The organism is Streptococcus sp. 68 (genome assembly GCF_013277415.1).
GTDB lineage: Bacteria > Bacillota > Bacilli > Lactobacillales > Streptococcaceae > Streptococcus.
Window position 1 is genome coordinate 130367 of the sequence record NZ_VMMX01000010.1, and the last position, 22786, is coordinate 153152.

Genomic DNA, 22786 nt, shown 5'->3' on the forward strand with positions numbered 1-22786 from the left:
TTATAATTCATTTCTTTTCCGAATAAATAGATAGTAGCAGTAAATCTAGCAAACCTAGATTTAAAACTGTGGTATAATAAAAGGAGGAAAAGGATGATTCTAAGACATCCGGGCATTAGCCCAACCAACGACTTGGTTGCTAAGAAGATTTTTAGTAACCCAGAAATCACTTGTCAATTTATTCGCGATATGCTGGATTTACCAGCAAAAAATGTGACCATTTTGGAGGGAAGTAATATTCATGTCTTGCCTTCCCTACCTTACTCAGCTCAGGATTTTTACACTAGTATAGATGTCTTGGCGGAGTTGGATAATGGAACGCAAGTAATTATTGAAATACAAGTACATCATCAGAATTTTTTCATTAATCGTTTATGGGCTTACCTGTGCAGTCAGGTCAATCAAAACCTTGAAAAAATTCGCCAACGCGAAGGTGATACTCACCAGAGCTATAAACACATCGCACCAGTATACGCTATCGCAATCGTGGACAGCAATTACTTTTCAGATGACTTAGCTTTTCATAGCTTTAGTATGCGAGAGGATACGACAGGTGAGGTCTTAACTATCACAAATAACGGACAGGAAAACCATCTAGTCAAGATGGCATTCTTGGAATTAAAAAAATACAGAGAAACCAGCAAAGATGAGGTTCGCAAGCCGTGGTTAGAGTTTTTCGGCAACAAGCCCTTTACCCAACAACCTGAGCGAGCTATCAGCCAAGCAGACCAACTGCTAGACTACAAGAGCTGGTCCGAGGAGGACAGGAAAATGTTTAGTCAACTACGTATGCGTGAAGAACAAGCCTTGTTAGCACAGGACTATGCCTTGGAACAAGCGGAGGAGCGTGGTCGAGCTGAAGGTGGTTTCGCGATGTTAGCAAATCTAGTTCGTCAAGGTCTTCTGACACCTGAGATTGCCAGTCAGCAATTAGGCATGACTGTCGCTGAGTTTGAGGCATTGCTGTAAATAGGAACAGATGACATGTTGCCAAAATGAGGTAGCATGTTTTATTTTAGCTTTAGTTGTTAGTTGCAACAGGCAGACGATCAAGAGACTGCTAACACTTTTAGGTCGTAATTAGGATGTGGAAGTCAATCATATTTCTACGGTGAGGCGCCTCTGGCGTGTTTAGCCTTTGAATTTTAAGAGAATAGTGCATATGAGAGATAGGGTCTGGTTCTGTTGGGCTCTGCTAGAAAGCTATTAGAGAATCTGGGCATTTAACTGATAGGTTCTCTTTTTTGGAAGAAAAAAAGCTAAAAACCTAAAAATTTTTGTATATTTATTTTACGAATGTTTTGTTTAAAAATAGTAGAATAGTTCCTTTTAGGTATCAAAGTTATCTGCTTTTCAAAATAAAAAGATTTTATCCAAATTCATTTCCGAATTTCAGGTTTTAACACAATATAATAACATGCAGAAAACCAAAATATTTTCCTGATTTTAAAGTTAAAAAATTCATAATTTTGGTTATAAAAACGAACAAATTGTGAAAATTGTCTGAAAATGTTTTTTTTTTTTAGTAAATTTGATGAGCATTTAGTTTGCATATATATCACTTATCATGTACAATGAAGAAGTAAAGTATCATATGCAAAACCTCGCCCATGGCGAGGAATCTTTGCATGTAGATATGGACATAAAAAAATATTTTTAAGGAGAACACAATAAGTGGAGAAAAAATCGCCTATGAGTCGTGTTGAACGCTTGCACCGTGAAAAGGTCACACGTTACTCAATCCGTAAATATAGTTTTGGAGCAGCCAGTGTAGCAGTTGCTGCCCTGTTCATGTTCTTGGGAAATGGAGCTGTATCAGCTAATGAGCTAAGCAAACAAGAGACATCTCTAGCAGCTCCAGGGCTAGCCTCTGAACATGAGGGACCACAAGAAGCAGAAAGTGCTTCGGTAGTAGCACCAGCTTCTGATGCCCCATCAACTCCAGCAGCACAACCAGTTGTAGAAGAACCAGCAAAACCAGCTGCACCAGAAGTAACAACTCCAGCTTTGGACAAAAAGCAACTTGAAAACTACATTTCAGAAGTTAAATCAAAACTTTCTGCAGGTAAGTATGCTAATAAAACAGAGGAGAGCCTTGCTCTTTTGAATGGTGAATTGGCTTCTGCTGAGTCTACACTCGCTTCTGCAACTAGTCAAGATGAATTGACAAAGGCTTATCAGAAACTAGTGACGTTTGTTAGTTCAGGGTTAAAAAACAAACCAAAAGATTCAAAAGACGCTCCGAAAGTAGACACTACTAACGGACAACCAACTGTAGGTAAAAAAGCCGAAAACACTGAGAAAAAATCAGAATCTAACGCAATCGAAAACACAGGTTCAAACGACCCACGTAATGAGAAAGAGATTAGTAAAGATAATCCGTTTAGAACAGAAGCGACTGATACGGAAGGTCCAGTGGCAGAAATACCATATTCCGAGGGTAGGAATGTATATGTATATGGTGGAGAATCAGAAGGGTTTGATATAAAAATCAAAGATAATTCTGGAGTTGTTGCAAATGCCACTATTGTACGAGGAGGTAATCAGCCATTTACTGCTGTTTCAGGTGAAACAGATATACTTGACGTGGAATTTGGTTATAAAGCAAATGTCTTTTCAACAGAAACTCCAGCGAGTGAGTCTAATCCAGCTGTTATTCATTATACAGGTCTTCCTGGTGGTACATTAAATCAAAAACAATTAGAAGATGCTAGAACTACAGGATTAAATCTAGGTTGGCGTTATGTTAAGGCGACAGATAAAGCAGGGAATGGTTTAAGAGCGATAGATGAAAGAGATGACAAACCAGGCGCTCTTTATGTTGTCGTTAAACCTCAAACATATAAATACAACATCCAACAACCAGAAAACAATGCGAATAAAATTGCTGTTTCAGATATTAACAACTTAACGGAAACTGATATTCAGAAAATTAAAGACCAAATCAAAATTGGATATTCTAAAACAAGCCAAGATGCTAGATTTGAATCTAAAAAAGGTCAAGATTTAGATAATCAAGCTTCTGTAGTGAAAAGTATTGACGTAAATGGACAAACTATCACTGTAACCTATAACGATGATTCAACAGACACAGCTTCAATTTCTGATGTGGCACGTACAGATCTAGATCCGACAGTAGAGTTCCCATTCTCTGATGCACCAAAAAGAGAAATCTATGTGTATGGAGCAGAAGAAAACTCATTCGACATCAAAATTAAAGACGATGCGGATAAGATTAAAAGTGCGACTTTATTACAATGGGGAAGTAATCCGTTTAAACCTGTAGCAGGTGAAACAGATAAAGTCAATACACAATATGGATATACAGCTAATGTTATTTCTTCTGAAACAACAGCCACAGAAGCTAAGCCAGCAGTTATTACATACTCAGGTACCCCAGCTCCAGAAGGGTCATTTACACAAGCTAAATTAGAGGCTGCAACCAAAGGAGAGAACCCTCCAGGCGTAGCTTTAGGATGGCGTTACTTAAAAGTAGTCGATTCTGAAGGAAAAGAATTTGTAGGGTCTGGAAAAGAAACTGCTAATAACATGTCACTTAGAGTTATGCTTAAACCTCAAACTCAAAAGTATGACATCCAAACACCAGCAGAAGCTGATAAAGTAGCAGTGGATGACGCGTCAGATGTGAGTGAAGCAGAATTTAATAAAATCAAAGATAAGATTAAGATTGAATACTCTAAAAATAACATCGATGCTCGTCTAGCTGATAAAAAAGGTCAAGCTGTAGAAAATCAAGCAGACCGTATCACAAGCATTAAAAAAGTTGATAACAATGTAGTTGTAACCTATAAAGATGGTTCAACAGACACTAGACCATTGACTGATTTTGCACGTACGAACAATGCTCCAGAAGTAACAATCCCTTACTCTACAACTGCAAATGGTAAAAAAGATGTCTATATTTATGCTAATGAAGATATCAATATCGATATTAAATATACAGATGATTTAGGTAAGATTAAATCTGCAACAGTTAAAAAAGGTGGAAACAATGATTTAAGTGCAACTGCGAATCCTGCAGTTTTAGATAACGAATATGATATGACTTTAACGCCAATTACTGCAGAAACAGTAGCGACAGCTGAAAATCCTGCAATTGTGAAAATTGGTGGTAAGGTAACGAAAGAGACACCTAAACTTGACGCGGCTAAATTCCCTAAAGGTGATAATGATGAATATCGTTTAGTCACTCGTTACGCAACAGCAACTGACACAGATGGTAAAGAAATCCATAATGTTGCTAAAGGTTCTTCATATGCAACTGACCCAGGTTCATTCAGTATCGTATTAAAATCTCAAACGAAAAAATATGACATTAGAGAAGTAGCTGATGCTGATAAGACAGTGGTAACAGATATCGCTCATATTCCAGAGGCTGAATTAGCTAAGATTAAAGAAAGTCTTCCATTAGAATACTCTAAGAAAAATGAAGATAAGAACTTAGAAGATAAAAAAGGAAAAGCAGTCGAAGCAGAAAATGCTAAGAAGGTTGTAAGAGATCTTGTTCAAGACGGTGAAAACTTAGTAGTAACTTACCAAGATGGTTCTAAAGATACTATCCCTGTCGATAAAGTTGTGAAATTAGATAAACAACCAGCAATCGATGCAGTTACTAACAAAGCAACAGATCAAATCGCAGCTATCAATGGTAATGATAACTTATCACAAGCTGAAAAAGATAAAGCTATTGCTGATGTAGAAAAAGATAAAGCAGCAGCGTTAGAAAAAATCGATGACGCAACAAATGCAGCAGATATAACTGCAGGTAAAGATGAAGGTACTGGTGCTGTAGCGAAAGTAAATCCAATCGGTAAAGAAAAAGCTAAAGAAGAAATCGCTAAGACTTTGGAAGCTAAGAAGGATGCTATTGCGAACAATGATAGCTTAACACAAGCCGAGAAGGAAAAAGCTAAAAAAGATGCTGAAGACAAGGCAGCCGCCGCCCTTGCTGAAATCGAAAAACAACCAGCAACAGCAGAAACAGCAGCTGCGGCAACAGCAGCTCAAACTACTGTAAATGAAAAACAAGCTGAAGGAACCAAAGAAGTTGCTAAAATCAACCCAATCGGTAAACAAGCAGCATTAGACAAAATCGATGAAGCTTTAAAAGCTAAAGAAGCAGAAATGGATGCCCGCACGGACCTAACAGAGGAAGAAAAGGCAGAAGCGAAGGCAGAAGCTAAAAAACTTGCTGATGCTAAGAAAGCTGAAATTAAGGATAAAAATGATAATGCAGAAACGCCTGAAGCAGCTACACAAGAGCAAGGTAAAATCGATACAGCAGGCGATACTGGAAAAACACAGGTAGAGGGTGTTACTAAACCTGCTGCTAAAAAACCAGCAGCTAAAACAGCGGTAGAAACTACAGCCGCTGCTAAAAAGCAAGAAATTGCTCAAGACGCAGCCTTGACTGAAGAAGCTAGAGCAAAACTTCAAGCTGAGGTAGATGCTGTTAAGAAAGCTTCGGAAGAGGCAATCGATGGTGCTAAGAAAAATGCCGATGTTGATAACGCTAAGAAATCAGCAGAAGCAGCGATTAAAGCCATCAACTCTGCTCGTTTACCAGCGAACAAGGTAATTGCTGAAAATCCAACAGCCTTAAATGAGGATGAACGGAAAAAACTAGAAGATGCTATTAAAGCAGTAAACCCTCCTGGAACGACGGTAGTTGTTAAGGATGATGGAAGTGCTGAAGTAACCTTACCAGGGAAGCAAGCACCTGAAACATTAAAACAAACAGACCTAACAAAAGATGTAAATGCTTTAGATACTGCAGGTGGTGGCAACAACATCAACCGTCCAACGGATAAAGTGATTGTTGGAAATCCTGAAAGTTTGACAGATGCAGATAAAGAAAACATCAAAAAAGCTGTTCGTGAAGTAAATCCTAATGCTGTTGTGACAATTGATGACAATGGTACAGTAACGGTTTCAACACCAGAAGGAAATACAGCAGGATTTACAGCCAAAGAATTGGTGCGTACTTTAGCTGATGCAGCAAATCCTGATTCAGGTAATGCAGGTGTTCGTAAGCCAGCAGATAAAAAAGTTGGACTAGCGACAGACCCGGCAGCACAAGCTGAAGTAACTGAAAAACTGAAAAAATTAAATGGTGGCGACGAAAAAGTTAAAGCTGTTAAATATGACGATGAAGGAAATGCAACAGTAGTTCTTAAAGACGGAACAATTGCGACAATTCCAGCAGGTGACTTATTCAAGACAGAAGAAGACGCTAAGAAAGCAAACGGTGGAGATGACATCAATAAACCGAATGCTCAAACAGTTGTAGAAGATATTGCAGCATTAAGCCCAGAAGAACGTACTAAAGTAAAAGACGTGATTAAGGCGAAAGTAGAAGCAGTAAACCCAGGTGCAGTTGTAGTAGTAGACGACCAAGGAAATGCAGTTGTAACAACACCAGCAGGTAAAACAGCAGTTATTGACGCAGATGATTTAATTAAAAAACCTAATGAAACATCAACTGCCAAAGCTGGTAACAACATCAACAACCCAGCTGACAGAGTACGTGTTGCTGATAGTACGCAATTAACAGACCCTGAACTTGCTAGAATTAAAGCAGCAGTTGAAGCAGTGAACCCAGATGCTACAGTAGTAGTCGATGACCAAGGAAATGCGACTGTAACAACTAAAGATGGTAAAACTGCAACAATTCCAGTGGCAGATTTAGTCAAATCAGATGCGGATAAAGAGAATGTTAACGGTGGAAACCAAGTAAACACTCCAGCTGATAGAGTAGTGGTGGACAGTACAGATGCACCATTACCACAAGAAGTTACAGACGCTATTAAAGCTAAAATTCAAGCAGTAAATCCAGATGCAACAGTTGTTGTAGATGAAAAAGGAAATGCAACAGTAACAACGAAAGACGGAGCTGTGGCAACAATCCCAGCGAGCGATTTAGTAAAAGCTAAAGCTGACTTAGCGGATCCAGCGAAACAAGATGCTGTCAACAAACCAGCAGACAAAGTAGTAGTGGATCCAGCTTTAGTAGATGATCCAAATGCAGATTTAAGTGCCGCTAAAGATGCTATTAAAGCAGCTGTAGAAGCAGTAAATCCAGATTCTACTGTAGTAGTTGATGACAAAGGAAACGCAACAGTAACAACACCAGAAGGTAAAACTGTCGTTATTCCAAAAGCTGACTTAGTGAAGAAAGAAGCTGACAAAGAAACTGCTAAAGCAGGAAACAACATCAACAAACCAGCAGACAAAGTAGTTGCTGATAAAGATGCCTTAACTCCTGAAAATATTGAAGCAATCAAAGCTAAAGTTCAAGCAGTAAACCCAGGTGCAACAGTAGTAGTAGACGACAAAGGAAACGCAACTGTAGTTACACCAGATGGACAAACAGCAACAATTCCAGTAACTGACTTAGTGAAATCTCCAGAAGAAGCTAAAGATGCTAAAGCAGGAAACAACGTAAACAAACCAGCTGATAAAGTACCTGCAAACAAAGATGCGTTAACTCCTGAAGACATTAAAGCAATCGAAGCTAAAGTTAAAGCAGTTAACCCAGATGCTAAAGTATTCGTTGACGACAAAGGAAATGCAACAGTATCTACTCCAGATGGTAAAACAGCAACAATTCCTGTTGAAGACTTAGTAAAAGATCCAGCAGCTAAAGATGAAGTAAATGCAGGAAACAAAGTAAACACTCCAGCAACTAAGGTTGTTGTAACAGATCCTGCTAATATCAAGGCTGATGAAGATAAGATCAAAGCAGAAATCCTGAAAGTTAACCCAGGTGCAACAGTTGCATTTGACGAAAAAGGAAACGCAACAGTAACAACGAAAGATGGAGCTGTGGCAACAATTCCAGCATCTGATTTAGCAAAAGATGCAGCTGACTTAAGGAACCCAGACAAGCAAGATGCAGTTAAGAAACCAGCAGATAAAACACTTGTTAAGAAAGCAGGTAAATTAACTCAAGCTGAAAAAGATGCAATCAAAGCAGCTGTAGAAAAAGTAAATCCAGAAAATACAACAGTAGTTGTAGATGAAAAAGGAAATGCAACAGTCACAACACCAGAAGGTAAAACTGAAGTAATCCCAGCATCTGACCTAGTGAAAACTGCCCAAGAAGTTGATGGTCCAAATGCAGGGAATAACATCAACAAACCAGCGGATAAAGTTTCAGCAACACCAGCAGATTTAACTGGAGATAAGAAAGATGAAGTTAAAGCTAAAATCCAAAAAGCGGTTGAAGCAGTAAACCCAGGTGCAACTGTATTCGTTGACGACAAAGGAAACGCAACAGTCACAACACCAGACGGTAAGACAGCAACAATCCCAGTTGAAGACTTATTGAAAGATCCAGCAGCTAAAGAAACTCCATCAGCAGGAAACAAAGTAAATACTCCAGCTGAAAGAACAGTAGTAGCAAATCCAGCTGAATTAACTGATGCTGAAAAAGCTAAGATTACTGCAGCGATTCAAGCGGTAAACCCTGAAGGGACTAAAGTTGTATTCGACGAAGCAGGAAATGCAACAGTAACAGTAGCAAATCAAGACGGTACTACAGCTACAGCAACAATCCCTGTAAGTGATTTAGTGAAATCAAATGCTAAAGAAGACTTGGAAAATGCAGCGAAACAAGATGCGGTTAAGAAACCTATCGATCAAACAGTAGTTGCTGATAAAGATGCCTTAACTAAAGCAGATTTAGATGCTATTAAAGCTAAAGTTGCAGAAGTTAACCCAGATGCAACTGTAGTAGTTGATGAAAAAGGAAATGCGACAGTAACAACTAAAGATGGTAAGACAGCTGTAATCGCAGCGGATGATTTAGTGAAAACTAATGATGAAGTATTAAGCGATGCAAAAGCAGGTAACCTTATCAACAAACCAGCAGATCGAGTGTTTGTTAAAGATGGACAAATTACGGATGATGTTAAAGCGAAAATCGCTGCTAAAGTTCAACGTATAAATCCAGGAGCAACAGTATTCGTAGATGACAAAGGAAATGCGACAGTAACAACACCAGAAGGTAAAACTGCAACAATTCCAGTAGCTGATTTAACGAAGACTGACGCTGATAAAGATAAAGTGAATGCAGGAAATAAAATCAATTCACCAGCAGACAGAGTGTTAGTGAAAGATAGAGATAAATTAACAGCGGAAGATATTCAAGAAATTGAGAAAAACATTTTAGAAGTTAACCCAGGAGCAACAGTAGTATTTGACGCAAAAGGAAATGCGACTGTTAAGAATGCAAATGGAGACATCGCAACAATCCCTGTAGAAGCTTTAGCGAAACCAAAAGCAGATCTATTAAAACCTGAGAAACAAGATTTAATTAAGAAACCTGTTGATAAGGTATTAGTAACAGATCCAGCTAACGTGGATAAAGAAGCTATTAAGAAAGCTGTTGAGGAAGTGAACCCAGGTTCAACGGTTGTTGTTGATGACAATGGAAATGCAACGATAACTACAGAAGATGGTAGAAGCTTTGTAATTCCAGCAAAAGATTTAGTGAAAACTGCAGAAGAAGCTAAAAATGCAAAAGCTGGAAATAACATTAACAAACCAGCTGATAAAGTAGTAGTAGCTGATCCAACTAAACCATTATCTCAAGAAGAGAAAAAAGCGATTGAAGCTAAGATTAAAGAAGTTAATCCAGATGCAAAAGCGATCTTCGTAGATGATAAAGGAAATGCAACGGTAACTATAGAAGATAAAGATGGTAATACGGAAACAGCAACAATTCCAGCGGCAGATTTAGTAACAAGTCCAGAAGAAGCTAAACAACCAAATGCAGGAAACAAAGTTAACACACCAGCTGATAAAGTAGTTGTAAGTGATCCAGATCATTTATCAGACCAAGATAAAGCTAAGATTACAGAAGCAATCAAAGCGGTAAATCCAGAAGCTAAGGTGGCATTTGACGATAAAGGAAATGCAACGGTAACAACTAAAGATGGAGAAGTTGCAACAATTCCAGCAGCTGATTTAGTGAAATCAGCAGAAGAAGCAGCGAAACCAAATGCAGGAAACAATGTCAACACACCAGCTGATAAAGTAGCGGTTGATTCTACTAAACCATTAACAGAAGATGATAAAAAAGCAATCGCAGCTAAAGTAGCAGAAGTTAACCCTGGTGCAACTGTAGCAGTAGACGACAAAGGAAACGCAACAGTAACAGTGAATGGTAAGACAGCGGTCATTCCAGCGGCGGCATTAACTAAGACAGCAGATTCAGCTAAAGAACCAAACGCAGGAAACGACGTAGTTAAACCAGCTGACAAGACAGTTGTAGAAGATCCAGAATCATTAACAAAAGACGAGCAAGATGCAATCGCAACTAAAGTAGCAGAAGTAAATCCAGAAGCTAAAACTGTAGTTGTTGATGACCAAGGAAATGCAACAGTAACAACTAAAGATGGTAAGACCGTGGTTATCCCAGCGAAAGATTTAGTGAAAACAGCAGCAGACGTAGCTAAGCCAAACGCAGGAAACGATGTCAACACACCAGCCGATAAGACAGTCTTGGATCCAAATGACTTAGAAGCATCTAAGAAAGCAATCGAAGACAAAGTTAAAGCTGTAAATCCAGGTGCAACTGTAGCAGTAGACGACAAAGGAAACGCAACAGTAACAACTAAAGATGGTAAAGTAGCAGTCATTCCAGCGAAAGATTTAACTAAGACAGCAGATTCAGCTAAAGAGCCAAACGCAGGAAACGACGTAGTTAAACCAGCCGATAAGACTGTAGTAGCAAATCCAGACTCATTAACACAAGATGAGAAAGATGCAATTGTTGCTAAAGTTAAAGCAGTAAATTCAGATGCGACTGTAGTAGTAGACGACCAAGGAAATGCAACAGTTACACCTAAAGATGGAAAACCAGTTGTAATTCCAGCAGCGGACTTAACTAAATCAGCAGCAGACGCAGCTAAACCAAACGCAGGAAATGACATCGTTAAACCAGCAGATAAAACTGTAGTAGCAAATCCAGAATCGTTAACAAAAGACGAAAAAGATGCAATTGTTGCTAAAGTTAAAGCAGTAAATCCAGGTGCTGAAGTTGTAGTGGATGACCAAGGAAACGCAACAGTAACAACACCAGAAGGTAAGACAGCGGTCATTCCAGCGGCAGACTTAACGAAGAATGCAGATGCAGAAAAAGCACCAAACGCAGGAAATGACATTGTTAAACCAGCTTCTAAGACAAAAGTTGCAAATCCAGACTCATTAACACAAGATGAGAAAGATGCAATTGCAGCTAAAGTAGCAGCCGTCAATCCAGGTTCAACTGTAGTCGTAGACGACCAAGGAAATGCGACAGTAACTCTTCCAAACGGAAATACAGCAGTTATCCCAGCATCAGATTTAACAAAATCTGAAAAAGATGTGAACGATGGAAAAGCTAAAGACAATGCAGTTACACCAGCCTCTAAGACAAAAGTCGCAAATCCAAATGCCTTAACTGAAGCTGAGAAGAAAGCCATCGAAGATAAAGTTAAAGCAGCAAATCCAGGCGCAACTGTTGTAGTAGACGAAAAAGGAAATGCAACAGTAGTGAAAGATGGTAATGTTTCAGTTATCCCATCAACAGACTTAGTTAAAGTAGAAGACGATGCTAATAAAGCTAATGGTGGTAACGATGCGAACACACCAGCAGCTAAGACTGTAGTAGCAGATTCAACTAAACTTACAGACAAAGAGAAAGAAGCTGTTAAGAAAGCTGTTGAAGCAGTCAACCCAGATTCAACTGTAGTCGTAGACGATAAAGGAAACGCAACAGTAACCAAAGGTGACGGAACAGTTCTTAACATCCCAGCTTCAGACTTAGTCATCCCAGCAGAAAAATTTGCTGACGAAGCTAAGACTGCTAAAGTGAAAACACCAGCTATCCGTACATTAGTTGGAAACAAAGATAGCTTAACAGATACTGAAAAAGCAGCTGTTAAGAAAGCAATTGAAGCAGTCAACCCAGGATCAACTGTGGTAGTGGACGGTAAAGGAAACGCGACAGTCACAATGCCAGACGGTTCTACAGCAACAATTTCTAAAGAACAACTAGTGAAGAATGCAGAAGAAGCGAAAGCTAAAAACGGTGGTAATAATCTTGATTTCGACTTGAGTAAAGTAACGGTAGCAAACCTTGCTAATATTACTCCTGCAGAAAAAGCGAAATTCCAATTCAAAGTTCTAGGTGCTATCACTGATGTAGAAGAATTTGATCTTGATGCTTACATTAAATCAACAGATAAAGATGGAAACACAGTTTACACATCTAAAGATTCTAACGTAACAATTACAATCGACAAAGATGGTAATATGAAAGTTACTAAAGATGGTAAGACTGATTTAGTGGTTAACATTGACGAAGAAGGAAATGTAACGATTGTAACCAAAGAAGGTCAAGTATTAGCAATTCCAAGAGATGATGCGTTCAAACAACGTCCATATGTACCATCAAATGGTGGAGGCAATAACAGTGGTAACGGTAACGGAACTTCTGGTAATAACGGAGCTACTAACACTGACGCAAAAGTGGATAAAGCGAAGTTGGAAGGTGCTATCCATCAATTAGATGAATTGTTCATCCAAGAATCAGCTAAGCTTGATGCAGAAACTGCAAAAGAAGCGACTGACTTATTGGCAGACGCTAAGAAAGTATTTGCAGATCCGAAAGCAAGCCAAGATGAAGTGGATGCAATGGTGAAACGTATCGAAGACTTTATGGCGAAAGTGGCTCCATCAACTGACCCTACAAGCCCAGCTAAGGACCAAGCTGCTCAAACATCAGATGTAGCTCCAGCTACTGCTCAAGCAGCGAATGCCAACCAAGCAGCAGCAAACGCGCGTAAAGCAGCTAAAGAATTGCCAAATACAGGTACAGCAGATTCTACTGTAGCTATGGTAGCAGCTGCCGCAAGTGCCTTACTTGGTCTTGGTCTTGCAGGCCGTCGTCGTAAAGAAGACGAAGAAGCTTAATTGGTAGATTGTTTGATAATTATCGAATAATAAATCCGATTTTCAAAGCTTAAACTCTTCGAAAATCAAATTCAAACCGCGTTAGCTTCGCCTTGACGTACTCAAGTACAGTCTACGGCTAGCTTCCTAGTTTGCTCTTTGATTTTCATTGAGTATCAAACAAGTACCTCTCATAAGAAAATCTCCTAGCAGGAAAGTCTGCTAGGAGATTTTTGCATTTCAGGAAGTGGATGAGTGACTTGGCAACCAGCTAAGTGTAAAGGTTAGTTGCTCAGCTTTTAGGAGGTCTTGGTGTTGAATAGTTGATACTAGGTTTTTGTCCAGTCGGCATTCTTTGACAAAGTTGAAGTGGCTGTGGTTTTGCTCAGTATGAATATCTAGCCATTTATCTTCTTTAGCCAGGTAGACTCGGAGGTGGTCAAAGAGAGGGATTCCGAGATCATAGCTTAGTTTTCCTGGACAGGTAGGATAAAATCCGAGAGCTGACCAGATGTACCAAGCGGAGAGACTGCCATTGTCTTCATCTCCAGGATAGGCTTGCCAACTTGGGTGAAAGGCTTTCTGACGTAAGGTCTTGATAAGAAGGGCAGTGTAGTCAGGGTAATTGCTGTAGCGGAAGAGATAAGGAATGTGGAAACTAGGCTGGTTGGAAATAGCGAGTTGTCCAAAAGGAGCAGTAGCCATTTCGCTCATTTCGTGAATCTCGTAACCATAGCCTGTTGTCTCAAAGAGGGGAGCATCTTGACAGGCTTTCAAAAGATAGTTGCTTAAGGCTTCTTTTCCACCCATAAGCTGAATCAAGCCTGGGATGTCGTGGAGAACGCCTAAAGTTGCTTGGATGGCTGAACATTCGGCATAATCACGTCCCCAACTATAAGGAGAGAAGTCAGGGCGAAAGTTGCCTCGATTGTCTCGTGCTCGTATGTAACCTGTCTCAGCATCAAATAGATGGCGGTAATTTTGTGAAGCAGTCTTGTAGGTTTCAGCGATGTCATTCTGACCAAGTTTTTTGGCACAGCTGGCGATACAAAAGTCGCTATAGGCATAGTCAAGAGTGTGGCTGACGCTTTCGTGGTGGTCGGTAGAGAGGTAGCCAAGTTCTTGGTATTGGGCTAGTCCGTGACGACCATTGATACCGAGAGGGTCGGACTTGTTGGCTGTTTCGAGCATGGCTTGGAAGAGTTCTACTTCTAGGTCGGGGGCCATGTCCTTGCAGGCGCTATCTGCGATAATGCCGTCTAAAAGGGTACCTGGCATCATACCCCGTTCATCTGGAGCCAGCCATTTTGGAAGGAAACCAGTATCGCGGTAGCTATTGAGAAAACCTTCTAAAAAGAAACGATAATACTCTGGTATGATAAGGGCAAAGAGGGGGAAGGTGGTGCGGAAGGTATCCCAGAAACCATTGTTGCTAAAGAGGACACCAGGCTTGACAGTTCCAGTAGCCAGATCCATATGGATGGCTTGCCCTGATTCATCAACCTCATAAAAAGTCTGAGGAAAGAGGAAGAGTCTGTAGAGACAGTGGTCAAAGAAGGTTCGGTCAGTCTCTCCTGTCTCTATAACGTCAAAACGATGGAGGAGATTTTTCCAATCCGCTTGGGCATTTGTTTTACAGTTATCAAAATCTTCTTGAGGTAGATTAAGCAGAGCCTGAGAGTGAGAGATGAAAGAAGTCGCTAGCTGAATTTCAGCATGACTATCTGCCAGGTCAATTCGCCAGTCACCACCTTCTTGGCTGATAGCAAGAATATCCGTGTTCATTTGCAGGGCAGTGAACATCGTTAGTGGATTTTTGTTGGTTTCAGTTTTACCTTCTTGTCGCAGGGCAAGAGTTCGCTTATCTACTTGCTCCACGGTCAGTTCATCTGCTGCGTGAAGATAGAGGGAGAGGGCTTTGCCTTGCTTTTGTTCCAAACGAATAGAAGCACCGTAGCAAGTCGGTGTGAGCTGGCTTTCAATCTGATAGCGCAGGGAGAAAATCTTCAGATAATGAGGTTGGAAAGAGGCCTTATCCATATCATAGGAAGACTGATGATGGAAGAGGCTGTCTCCACCCAGTTGACCGGTGACAGGTGTCAGAAGGAGCCAAGAGTAGTCGCCAATCCAAGGACTGGGCTGGTGGGTTAAACGAATCCCCTGAAAGATAGGTAGATGTGGATCGAAAAACCAAGCTCCCTCCTGGTCACTGGTCTGGGGCACAAAGTAATTCATCCCAAAAGGCACGCCTGTGTATGGCAGGGTATTTCCCCGAGAAAAGGCATGCTTGCTGGCAGTTCCAAAGCGGGTATCGATGGTTTCAAGTAGTGGTTTCATAGTCTTTCCTTTAGCTGTTTTTCTACATTATATCAGAAAAAGATAACCTTTAGAAAAGGAGTTTCAAAGATAACTATTTTGTAGAAAAATGACTATCATTTGTGTATGTATTTTCTGTCTCAAAAGCTATATACTGAAAATGAAACTTGTTTGAAAGAGGATACTGCACGATGATTTATTCAAAAGAAATTGTTAGAGAATGGCTAGATGAAGTGGCAGAGCGGGCTAAGGACCATCCAGAGTGGGTGGATGTTTTTGAGCGTTGCTACACCGACACCTTGGATAATACGGTTGAAATCCTAGAAGATGGTTCAACTTTTGTTTTGACTGGTGATATTCCTGCTATGTGGCTTCGGGATTCGACAGCTCAACTCAGACCCTACTTGCATGTGGCTAAAAGAGATGCCCTCCTGCGTCAGACCATTGCAGGTTTGGTCAAACGTCAGATGACCTTGATACTCAAGGATCCTTATGCCAATTCCTTCAACATTGAGGAAAACTGGAAGGGGCACCACGAGACTGACCATACAGACCTTAATGGCTGGATTTGGGAACGCAAGTATGAGGTGGACTCGCTTTGCTATCCTTTGCAGCTGGCTTATCTCCTCTGGAAAGAGACTGACGAGACTAGTCAGTTTGATGAGACTTTTGTCGCAGCGACTAAGGAAATTCTCCATCTTTGGACAATGGAACAAGACCACAAGAACTCTCCTTATCGTTTTGTCCGAGATACCGATCGTAAGGAAGATACACTGGTAAATGATGGCTTTGGACCTGATTTTGCAGTGACAGGTATGACTTGGTCAGCCTTTCGTCCGAGTGATGATTGCTGTCAGTATAGTTACTTGATTCCGTCCAATATGTTTGCTGTAGTAGTCTTGGGTTATGTGCAAGAAATCTTTGCAGCATTAAAACTAGCTGATAGCGAGAGCATTATTGCTGATGCTAAGCGTCTTCGTGCTGAAATCCAAGAAGGAATCGAAAATTACGCCTATACAAGCAACAGCAAGGGCGAAAAGATTTATGCCTTCGAAGTGGATGGTCTAGGAAATGCCAGCATCATGGATGATCCAAACGTACCAAGTTTGTTGGCTGCGCCTTATCTGGGCTATTGCGATATTGACGATGAAGTGTATCAAGCCACTCGTCGTACCATTCTGAGCCCTGAAAATCCCTACTTCTACCAAGGAGAATACGCTAGCGGTCTCGGAAGTTCTCATACCTTCTATCGCTATATCTGGCCCATTGCTCTGTCTATCCAAGGCTTGACAACAAGGGATAAGGCAGAGAAGAAATTCTTGCTAGATCAGCTGGTTGCTTGCGATGGGGGCACAGGTGTTATGCACGAAAGCTTCCACGTGGACGACCCAACTCTCTATTCTCGTGAATGGTTCTCTTGGGCCAACATGATGTTCTGTGAATTGGTCTTGGATTACTTGGATATCCGCTAAGGAGTGCGCTTTAGTTTCACCGATTCTTGTCAGAATCACAAATTTACATTTAAAACATTAAAAATTTAATTTAGAATGAGGTTTTACTTCATGGAAAATGTTGTCGTACATATTATCTCACATAGTCACTGGGACCGTGAGTGGTACTTGCCTTTTGAAAGCCACCGTATGCAGTTGGTGGAATTGTTTGACAATCTCTTTGATCTTTTTGAAAATGATCCTGAGTTCAAGAGTTTCCATTTAGATGGACAAACTATTGTCCTTGATGACTACTTGCAAATTCGCCCTGAAAATCGCGACAAAGTCCAACGATACATCGACGAAGGCAAACTTAAAATTGGTCCTTTTTACATCTTGCAAGATGACTACTTGATTTCAAGTGAAGCCAACGTCCGCAATACCTTGATTGGTCAAGCAGAATGTGCAAAATGGGGCAAATCAACCCAGATTGGTTACTTCCCAGATACCTTTGGAAATATGGGACAAGCGCCTCAAATTCTTCAAAAATCAGGTATTCACGTGGCAGCCTTTGGGCGTGGTGTGAAACCGATTGGATTTGATAACCAAGTCCTCGAAGATGAGCAGTTTACTTCCCAGTTTTCAGAAATGTACTGGCAGGGTGCGGATGGTAGTCGTGTCCTCGGTATCCTCTTTGCCAACTGGTATAGTAATGGGAATGAAATTCCAGTTGATAAAGATGAGGCCTTGACCTTCTGGAAACAAAAACTGGCAGACGTGCGTGCCTACGCTTCGACCAACCAGTGGTTGATGATGAACGGCTGTGACCATCAACCTGTCCAGAAAAATTTGAGTGAAGCCATTCGTGTGGCAAATGAACTCTTCCCAGATGTAACCTTTCTTCATAGTTCTTTTGATGAGTATGTCCAAGCCGTGGAAGGTGCTCTACCAGAGCAGTTATCAACGGTTACAGGCGAGTTGACCAGTCAGGAAACTGATGGTTGGTACACACTTGCCAACACTTCTTCATCTCGTATTTATCTCAAACAATCTTTCCAAGAAAATAGCAACCTCCTAGAGCAAGTGGTAGAACCCTTGACGATTATCACTGGGGGTCATAACCACAAGGACCAGTTGACCTATGCTTGGAAAACACTTTTGCAGAATGCGCCGCATGATAGCATCTGTGGCTGTAGCGTGGACGAAGTTCACCGTGAGATGGAAACCCGTTTTGCCAAGGTCAATCAGGTAGGAAACTTTGTTAAGACCAATCTTCTTAACGAATGGAAGGGCAAAATCGCTACAGCTAAGGCTCAAAGTGACTATCTCTTTACGGTTATTAACACAGGTTTGCATGATAAGGTTGATACTGTCAGCACAGTGATTGATGTTGCGACTTGTGATTTCAAGGAATTGCATCCAACAGAAGGCTATAAGAAGATGGCAGCTCTTACCTTGCCAAGCTACCGTGTGGAGGACTTGGATGGGCGTCCTGTAGAGGCTAAAATCGAAGATCTCGGAGCTAATTTTGAGTACGATTTACCAAAAGATAAGTTTCGCCAAGCTCGTATCGCTCGACAAGTGCGCGTAACCATTCCAGTTCACCTAGCGCCACTTTCTTGGACAACTTTCCAATTGCTGGAAGGAGAACAAGAACACCGCGAAGGCATTTACCAAAACGGAGTGATTGATACGCCATTTGTAACGGTGAGTGTAGATGACAATATCACAGTCTATGACAAGACAACTCACGAAGCCTATGAAGATTTTATCCGCTTCGAAGACCGTGGTGACATCGGAAACGAGTATATCTATTTCCAACCAAAAGGAACAGAGCCAATCTATGCAGAGCTTAAGGGCTACGAGGTCTTGGAAAACACAGCTCGCTACGCTAAGATTTTGCTCAAACATGAATTGACCGTGCCTGTCAGTGCAGATGAAAAGCTAGAAGAAGAGCAAAAAGGTATCATCGAGTTTATGAAGCGTGAAGCTGGACGTTCAGAAGAATTGACAAGCATTCCTCTTGAAACAGAGATGACTGTCTTCGTTGATAATCCACAAATCCGTTGCAAGACTCGCTTTACTAACACTGCCAAAGACCACCGTATCCGTCTTTTGGTTAAGACTCACAACACGCGTCCAAGCAATGATTCTGAAAGCATCTATGAGGTGGTGACACGACCAAACAAACCAGCAGCTTCATGGGAAAATCCTGAAAATCCTCAACACCAACAAGCCTTTGTTAGTCTGTATGACGATGAAAAAGGGGTGACTGTATCCAACAAGGGATTGAATGAATATGAAATCCTTGGAGACGACACCATTGCAGTGACTATTTTGCGTGCATCAGGTGAGCTAGGTGACTGGGGTTATTTCCCAACACCAGAAGCTCAATGCTTGCGTGAGTTTGAAGTTGAGTTTGCGCTTGAATGCCACCAAGCCCAAGAACGCTTCTCAGCCTATCGTCGTGCTAAAGCCTTGCAGACACCATTTACCAGCCTTCAGCTTGCTAGACAAGAAGGAAGCGTGGCTGCGACTGGTAGCCTCTTGAGCCATTCTGTTCTCAGCATACCGCAAATCTGTCCAACAGCCTTTAAGGTAGCTGAAAATGAAGAAGGCTATGTACTTCGTTACTACAATATGTGTAGTGAAAATGTGCGTGTACCGGAAAGTCAACATCTCTTCCTGGACCTACTTGAACGACCATACCCAGTTCATTCAGGACTATTGGCTCCACAAGAGATTCGTACAGAATTGATTAAAAAAGAAGAAATTTAATTTCAAAAAGTAAACATCAAAAGAAAGGAGGGGCGAAAAGGTAAGAACTAACTGCTGATTTGCCCCTTTTTATGGTAAAAACAATGACCATTGCAACGATTGATATCGGAGGGACTGGGATTAAGTTTGCTAGTCTGACTCCTGATGGGAAAATACTAGATAAGACAAGCATTCCAACGCCTGAAAGTTTGGAGGATTTACTAGCGTGGCTAGACCAGCGCTTGTCAGATCAGGATTACAGTGGGATTGCTATGAGCGTTCCAGGTGCGGTCAATCAAGAGACAGGTGTGATTGATGGCTTCAGTGCGGTGCCCTACATTCACGGCTTTTCTTGGTATGAGGCGCTTAGTTCTTATCAGATTCCTGTCCATCTGGAAAATGATGCCAACTGCGTTGGACTCAGTGAATTACTGGCTCATCCAGAACTTGAAAATGCAGCCTGTGTCGTGATTGGAACAGGGATTGGCGGAGCTATGATTATCAATGGCAGACTTCATCGAGGTCGCCACGGTCTGGGTGGAGAATTTGGCTACATGACCACCCTTGCCCCTGCTGAAAAGCTCAACAACTGGTCGCAACTAGCGTCAACTGGGAATATGGTTCGCTACGTGATTGAAAAATCTGGTCAGACTGATTGGGACGGTCGCAAGATTTACCAAGAAGCTGCAGCTGGGAATGCCATTTGCCAAGAAGCCATTGAGCGCATGAACCGCAATTTGGCGCAAGGCTTGCTCAATATCCAGTATCTGATTGATCCAGATGTCATTAGTCTGGGAGGTTCTATCAGTCAAAATCCAGATTTTATCCAAGGTGTCAAGGAAGCTGTTGAAGACTTTGTCGATACCTACGAAGAATATACGGTCGCACCCGTTATCCAAGCCTGCACCTATCATGCAGATGCTAATCTCTACGGTGCCCTTGTCAACTGGCTACAGGAGGAAAATCAATGGTAAGATTTACAGGACTTAGTCCCAAACAAACTCAGGCTATCGACTTGCTGACAAAGCATATTTCTTTACCAGATGTTGAGGTGTTAGTCACTCAGTCTGATCAAGCTTCTATCTCTATCAAGGGTGAGGATGGTCACTATCAATTGACCTACCGCAAACCTCACCAACTTTATCGTGCCTTGTCCTTGTTGGCAACAGCTCTAGCAGAAGGTGACAAGGTAGAGATTGAGGAACAAGCAGCTTACGAAGATTTAGCCTATATGGCTGACTGTTCGCGCAATGCGGTGCTGAATGTCGCTTCTGCCAAGCAGATGATTGAACTCTTAGCTCTCATGGGCTATTCAACCTTTGAACTTTACATGGAAGACACTTACCAGATTGAGGGGCAGCCTTACTTTGGCTATTTCCGTGGAGCTTATTCAGCAGAGGAATTACAGGAAATCGAAGCCTATGCCCAGCAGTTTGACATGACTTTTGTGCCTTGTATCCAGACCTTGGCCCACTTGTCAGCCTTCGTCAAATGGGGTGTCAAAGAAGTCCAGGAGCTTCGTGATGTGGAGGATATTCTTCTCATTGGCGAAGAAAAGGTTTATAACCTGATTGATGGCATGTTTGCTACTCTATCTAAACTACAAACTCGCAAGGTCAATATCGGGATGGACGAAGCCCACTTGGTTGGCTTGGGACGTTATTTGATATTGAACGGTGTGGTGGATCGTAGTCTCCTAATGTGTCAACACTTGGAGCGCGTGCTGGATATTGCTGACAAATATGGTTTTCACTGCCAGATGTGGAGCGATATGTTCTTTAAACTTATGTCAGCGGATGGCCAGTACGACCGTGATGTGGAAATTCCAGAGGAAACTCGTGTCTACCTAGACCGTCTCAAAGACCGTGTGACTCTGGTTTACTGGGACTATTATCAGGATAGCGAGGAAAAATACAATCGCAATTTCCGCAACCACCACAAGATTAGCCATGATCTTGCCTTCGCAGGAGGTGCTTGGAAGTGGATTGGATTTACACCTCACAACCATTTTAGCCGTCTAGTGGCTATCGAGGCTAATAAAGCCTGCCGTGCCAATCAGATTAAAGAAGTCATCGTAACTGGTTGGGGAGACAATGGTGGTGAAACTGCCCAGTTTTCTATTCTCCCAAGCTTGCAAATTTGGGCCGAACTAAGCTATCGCAATGACCTAGACCGTTTGTCTGCTCACTTTCAGACCAATACAGGTTTATCAGTTGAGGATTTCATGCAGATTGACCTAGCCAACCTCTTGCCAGATCTACCAGGCAATCTCAGTGGGATCAATCCTAACCGCTATGTCTTTTATCAGGATGTTCTCTGTCCGATCCTTGACCGACACATGACACCTGAACAGGACAAACCGCACTTCGCTCAGGCTGCTGAGGCGCTTGCTGACATTAAAGAAAAAGCTGGCAACTATGCCTACCTCTTTGAAACTCAGGCCCAGTTGAACCAGATTTTAAATAGCAAAGTGGATGTGGGACGACGTATTCGTCAGGTCTATCAAGCGGATGATAAAGAAAGTCTGCAAGAAATCGCCAGACAAGAATTACCAGAACTCAGAAGCGCGATCGAACACTTCCATGCCCTCTTTAGCCACCAATGGCTGAAAGAAAACAAGGTCTTTGGCTTGGATACAGTTGACATCCGTATGGGCGGACTCTTGCAACGCATCAAGCGAGCAGAAAGCCGCATCGAGGCTTATCTGGCTGGTCAGATTGACCGCATCGACGAGCTGGAAGTAGAAATTCTGCCATTTAACGACTTCTACGCAGACAAGGGCTTCTCAGCTACAACAGCCAACCAATGGCATACCATTGCGACAGCTTCAACGATTTATACAACTTAATACTCTTCGAAAATCTCTTCAAACCACGTCAGCTTCCATCTGCAACCTCAAAACAGTGTTTTGAGTAACCTGCGGCTAGCTTCTTAGTTTGCTCTTTGATTTTCATTGAGTATAAATACAAGAACACCTTGCTTGGCGCAGGGTGTTTCGCGTGAAACAGAAGAATTATCTAGTTTCAAATGCCACAGTTAGACAAACTTATGCTAGAATAGCAGAAAGGGAATGTTTCCTAAGAGCAATTCTATCGATTAGCAATTGGAGGTATTGTGGTACACTTAAAATTAGTAAAACAAGTGTTTTTTTGTGATGGTTTCAGATAAGAGAACTTTTTTAAGTTTGTTGAGGGTGTAGCTAATACGTATCAAGTCTGGTAGATTGAGAAAACTTGACAAAAAATTAGATAGTGCTAGAATAACATTAACGAAAGACATTTGAGGGCAGAAAGGTTCCTGCCACACCTTGCAAAAGGGTATCT

At 41.5% G+C, this 22786-nt stretch carries 7 protein-coding genes; 6 read left to right on the forward strand and 1 reads right to left on the reverse strand.

The annotated features are described in order from the left end of the window. Positions 1–93 precede the first annotated feature (93 nt). Together HT720_RS05445 and HT720_RS05450 are read left to right on the forward strand one after the other, a co-directional pair. Entirely contained in the window at positions 94–969 is an 876-nt protein-coding gene (locus tag HT720_RS05445; RefSeq protein WP_173274916.1) for an Rpn family recombination-promoting nuclease/putative transposase, read from the forward strand. A gap of 705 nt (positions 970–1674) precedes the next feature. Further along, entirely contained in the window at positions 1675–12981 is an 11307-nt protein-coding gene (locus HT720_RS05450; protein WP_173274880.1) for a DUF1542 domain-containing protein, read from the forward strand. Positions 12982–13200: 219 nt separating this feature from the next. Here the strand turns inward: HT720_RS05450 and HT720_RS05455 are convergent, their stop codons facing one another. Further along, positions 13201–15297 carry a GH92 family glycosyl hydrolase gene (locus HT720_RS05455; protein ID WP_173274917.1) on the reverse strand — a complete coding sequence of 699 codons (2097 nt, stop codon included), beginning with the start codon at positions 15295–15297 and terminating at the stop codon, positions 13201–13203. A gap of 170 nt (positions 15298–15467) precedes the next feature. On the opposite strand from HT720_RS05455, the gene HT720_RS05460 reads away from it, so the two are divergent. The 4 genes from HT720_RS05460 (at position 15468) to HT720_RS05475 (ending at position 22311) form a co-directional block, all read left to right on the forward strand. Beyond that, entirely contained in the window at positions 15468–16748 is a 1281-nt protein-coding gene (locus tag HT720_RS05460; RefSeq protein ID WP_173274918.1) for a glycoside hydrolase family 125 protein, read from the forward strand. A 90-nt stretch (positions 16749–16838) separates the two neighbouring features. Beyond that, on the forward strand, positions 16839–19484 hold the full coding sequence (locus HT720_RS05465; protein ID WP_173274919.1) for an alpha-mannosidase: 2646 nt from the start codon (positions 16839–16841) through the stop codon (positions 19482–19484). Positions 19485–19567: 83 nt separating this feature from the next. Next, positions 19568–20437, forward strand: a complete 870-nt coding sequence (locus tag HT720_RS05470) for an ROK family protein (protein WP_173274994.1) — start codon at positions 19568–19570, stop codon at positions 20435–20437. Continuing rightward, the gene (locus HT720_RS05475) at positions 20431–22311 is read left to right on the forward strand and encodes a beta-N-acetylhexosaminidase (protein ID WP_173274920.1); all 1881 of its coding nucleotides are present in this window, start codon (positions 20431–20433) and stop codon (positions 22309–22311) included. Before HT720_RS05470 ends, HT720_RS05475 begins: the two co-directional genes overlap by 7 nt. The last annotated feature ends 475 nt before the right edge of the window (positions 22312–22786 follow it).

Bases quoted from the DNA above. Each gene is read 5' to 3' on its own strand.
- HT720_RS05455 (WP_173274917.1), bottom strand. From the start codon at position 15,297: ATGAAACCACTACTTGAAACCATCGATACCCGCTTTGGAACTGCCAGC.
- HT720_RS05445 (WP_173274916.1), top strand. From the start codon at position 94: ATGATTCTAAGACATCCGGGCATTAGCCCAACCAACGACTTGGTTGCT.
- HT720_RS05470 (WP_173274994.1), top strand. From the start codon at position 19,568: ATGACCATTGCAACGATTGATATCGGAGGGACTGGGATTAAGTTTGCT.
- HT720_RS05460 (WP_173274918.1), top strand. From the start codon at position 15,468: ATGATTTATTCAAAAGAAATTGTTAGAGAATGGCTAGATGAAGTGGCA.
- HT720_RS05465 (WP_173274919.1), top strand. From the start codon at position 16,839: ATGGAAAATGTTGTCGTACATATTATCTCACATAGTCACTGGGACCGT.
- HT720_RS05475 (WP_173274920.1), top strand. From the start codon at position 20,431: ATGGTAAGATTTACAGGACTTAGTCCCAAACAAACTCAGGCTATCGAC.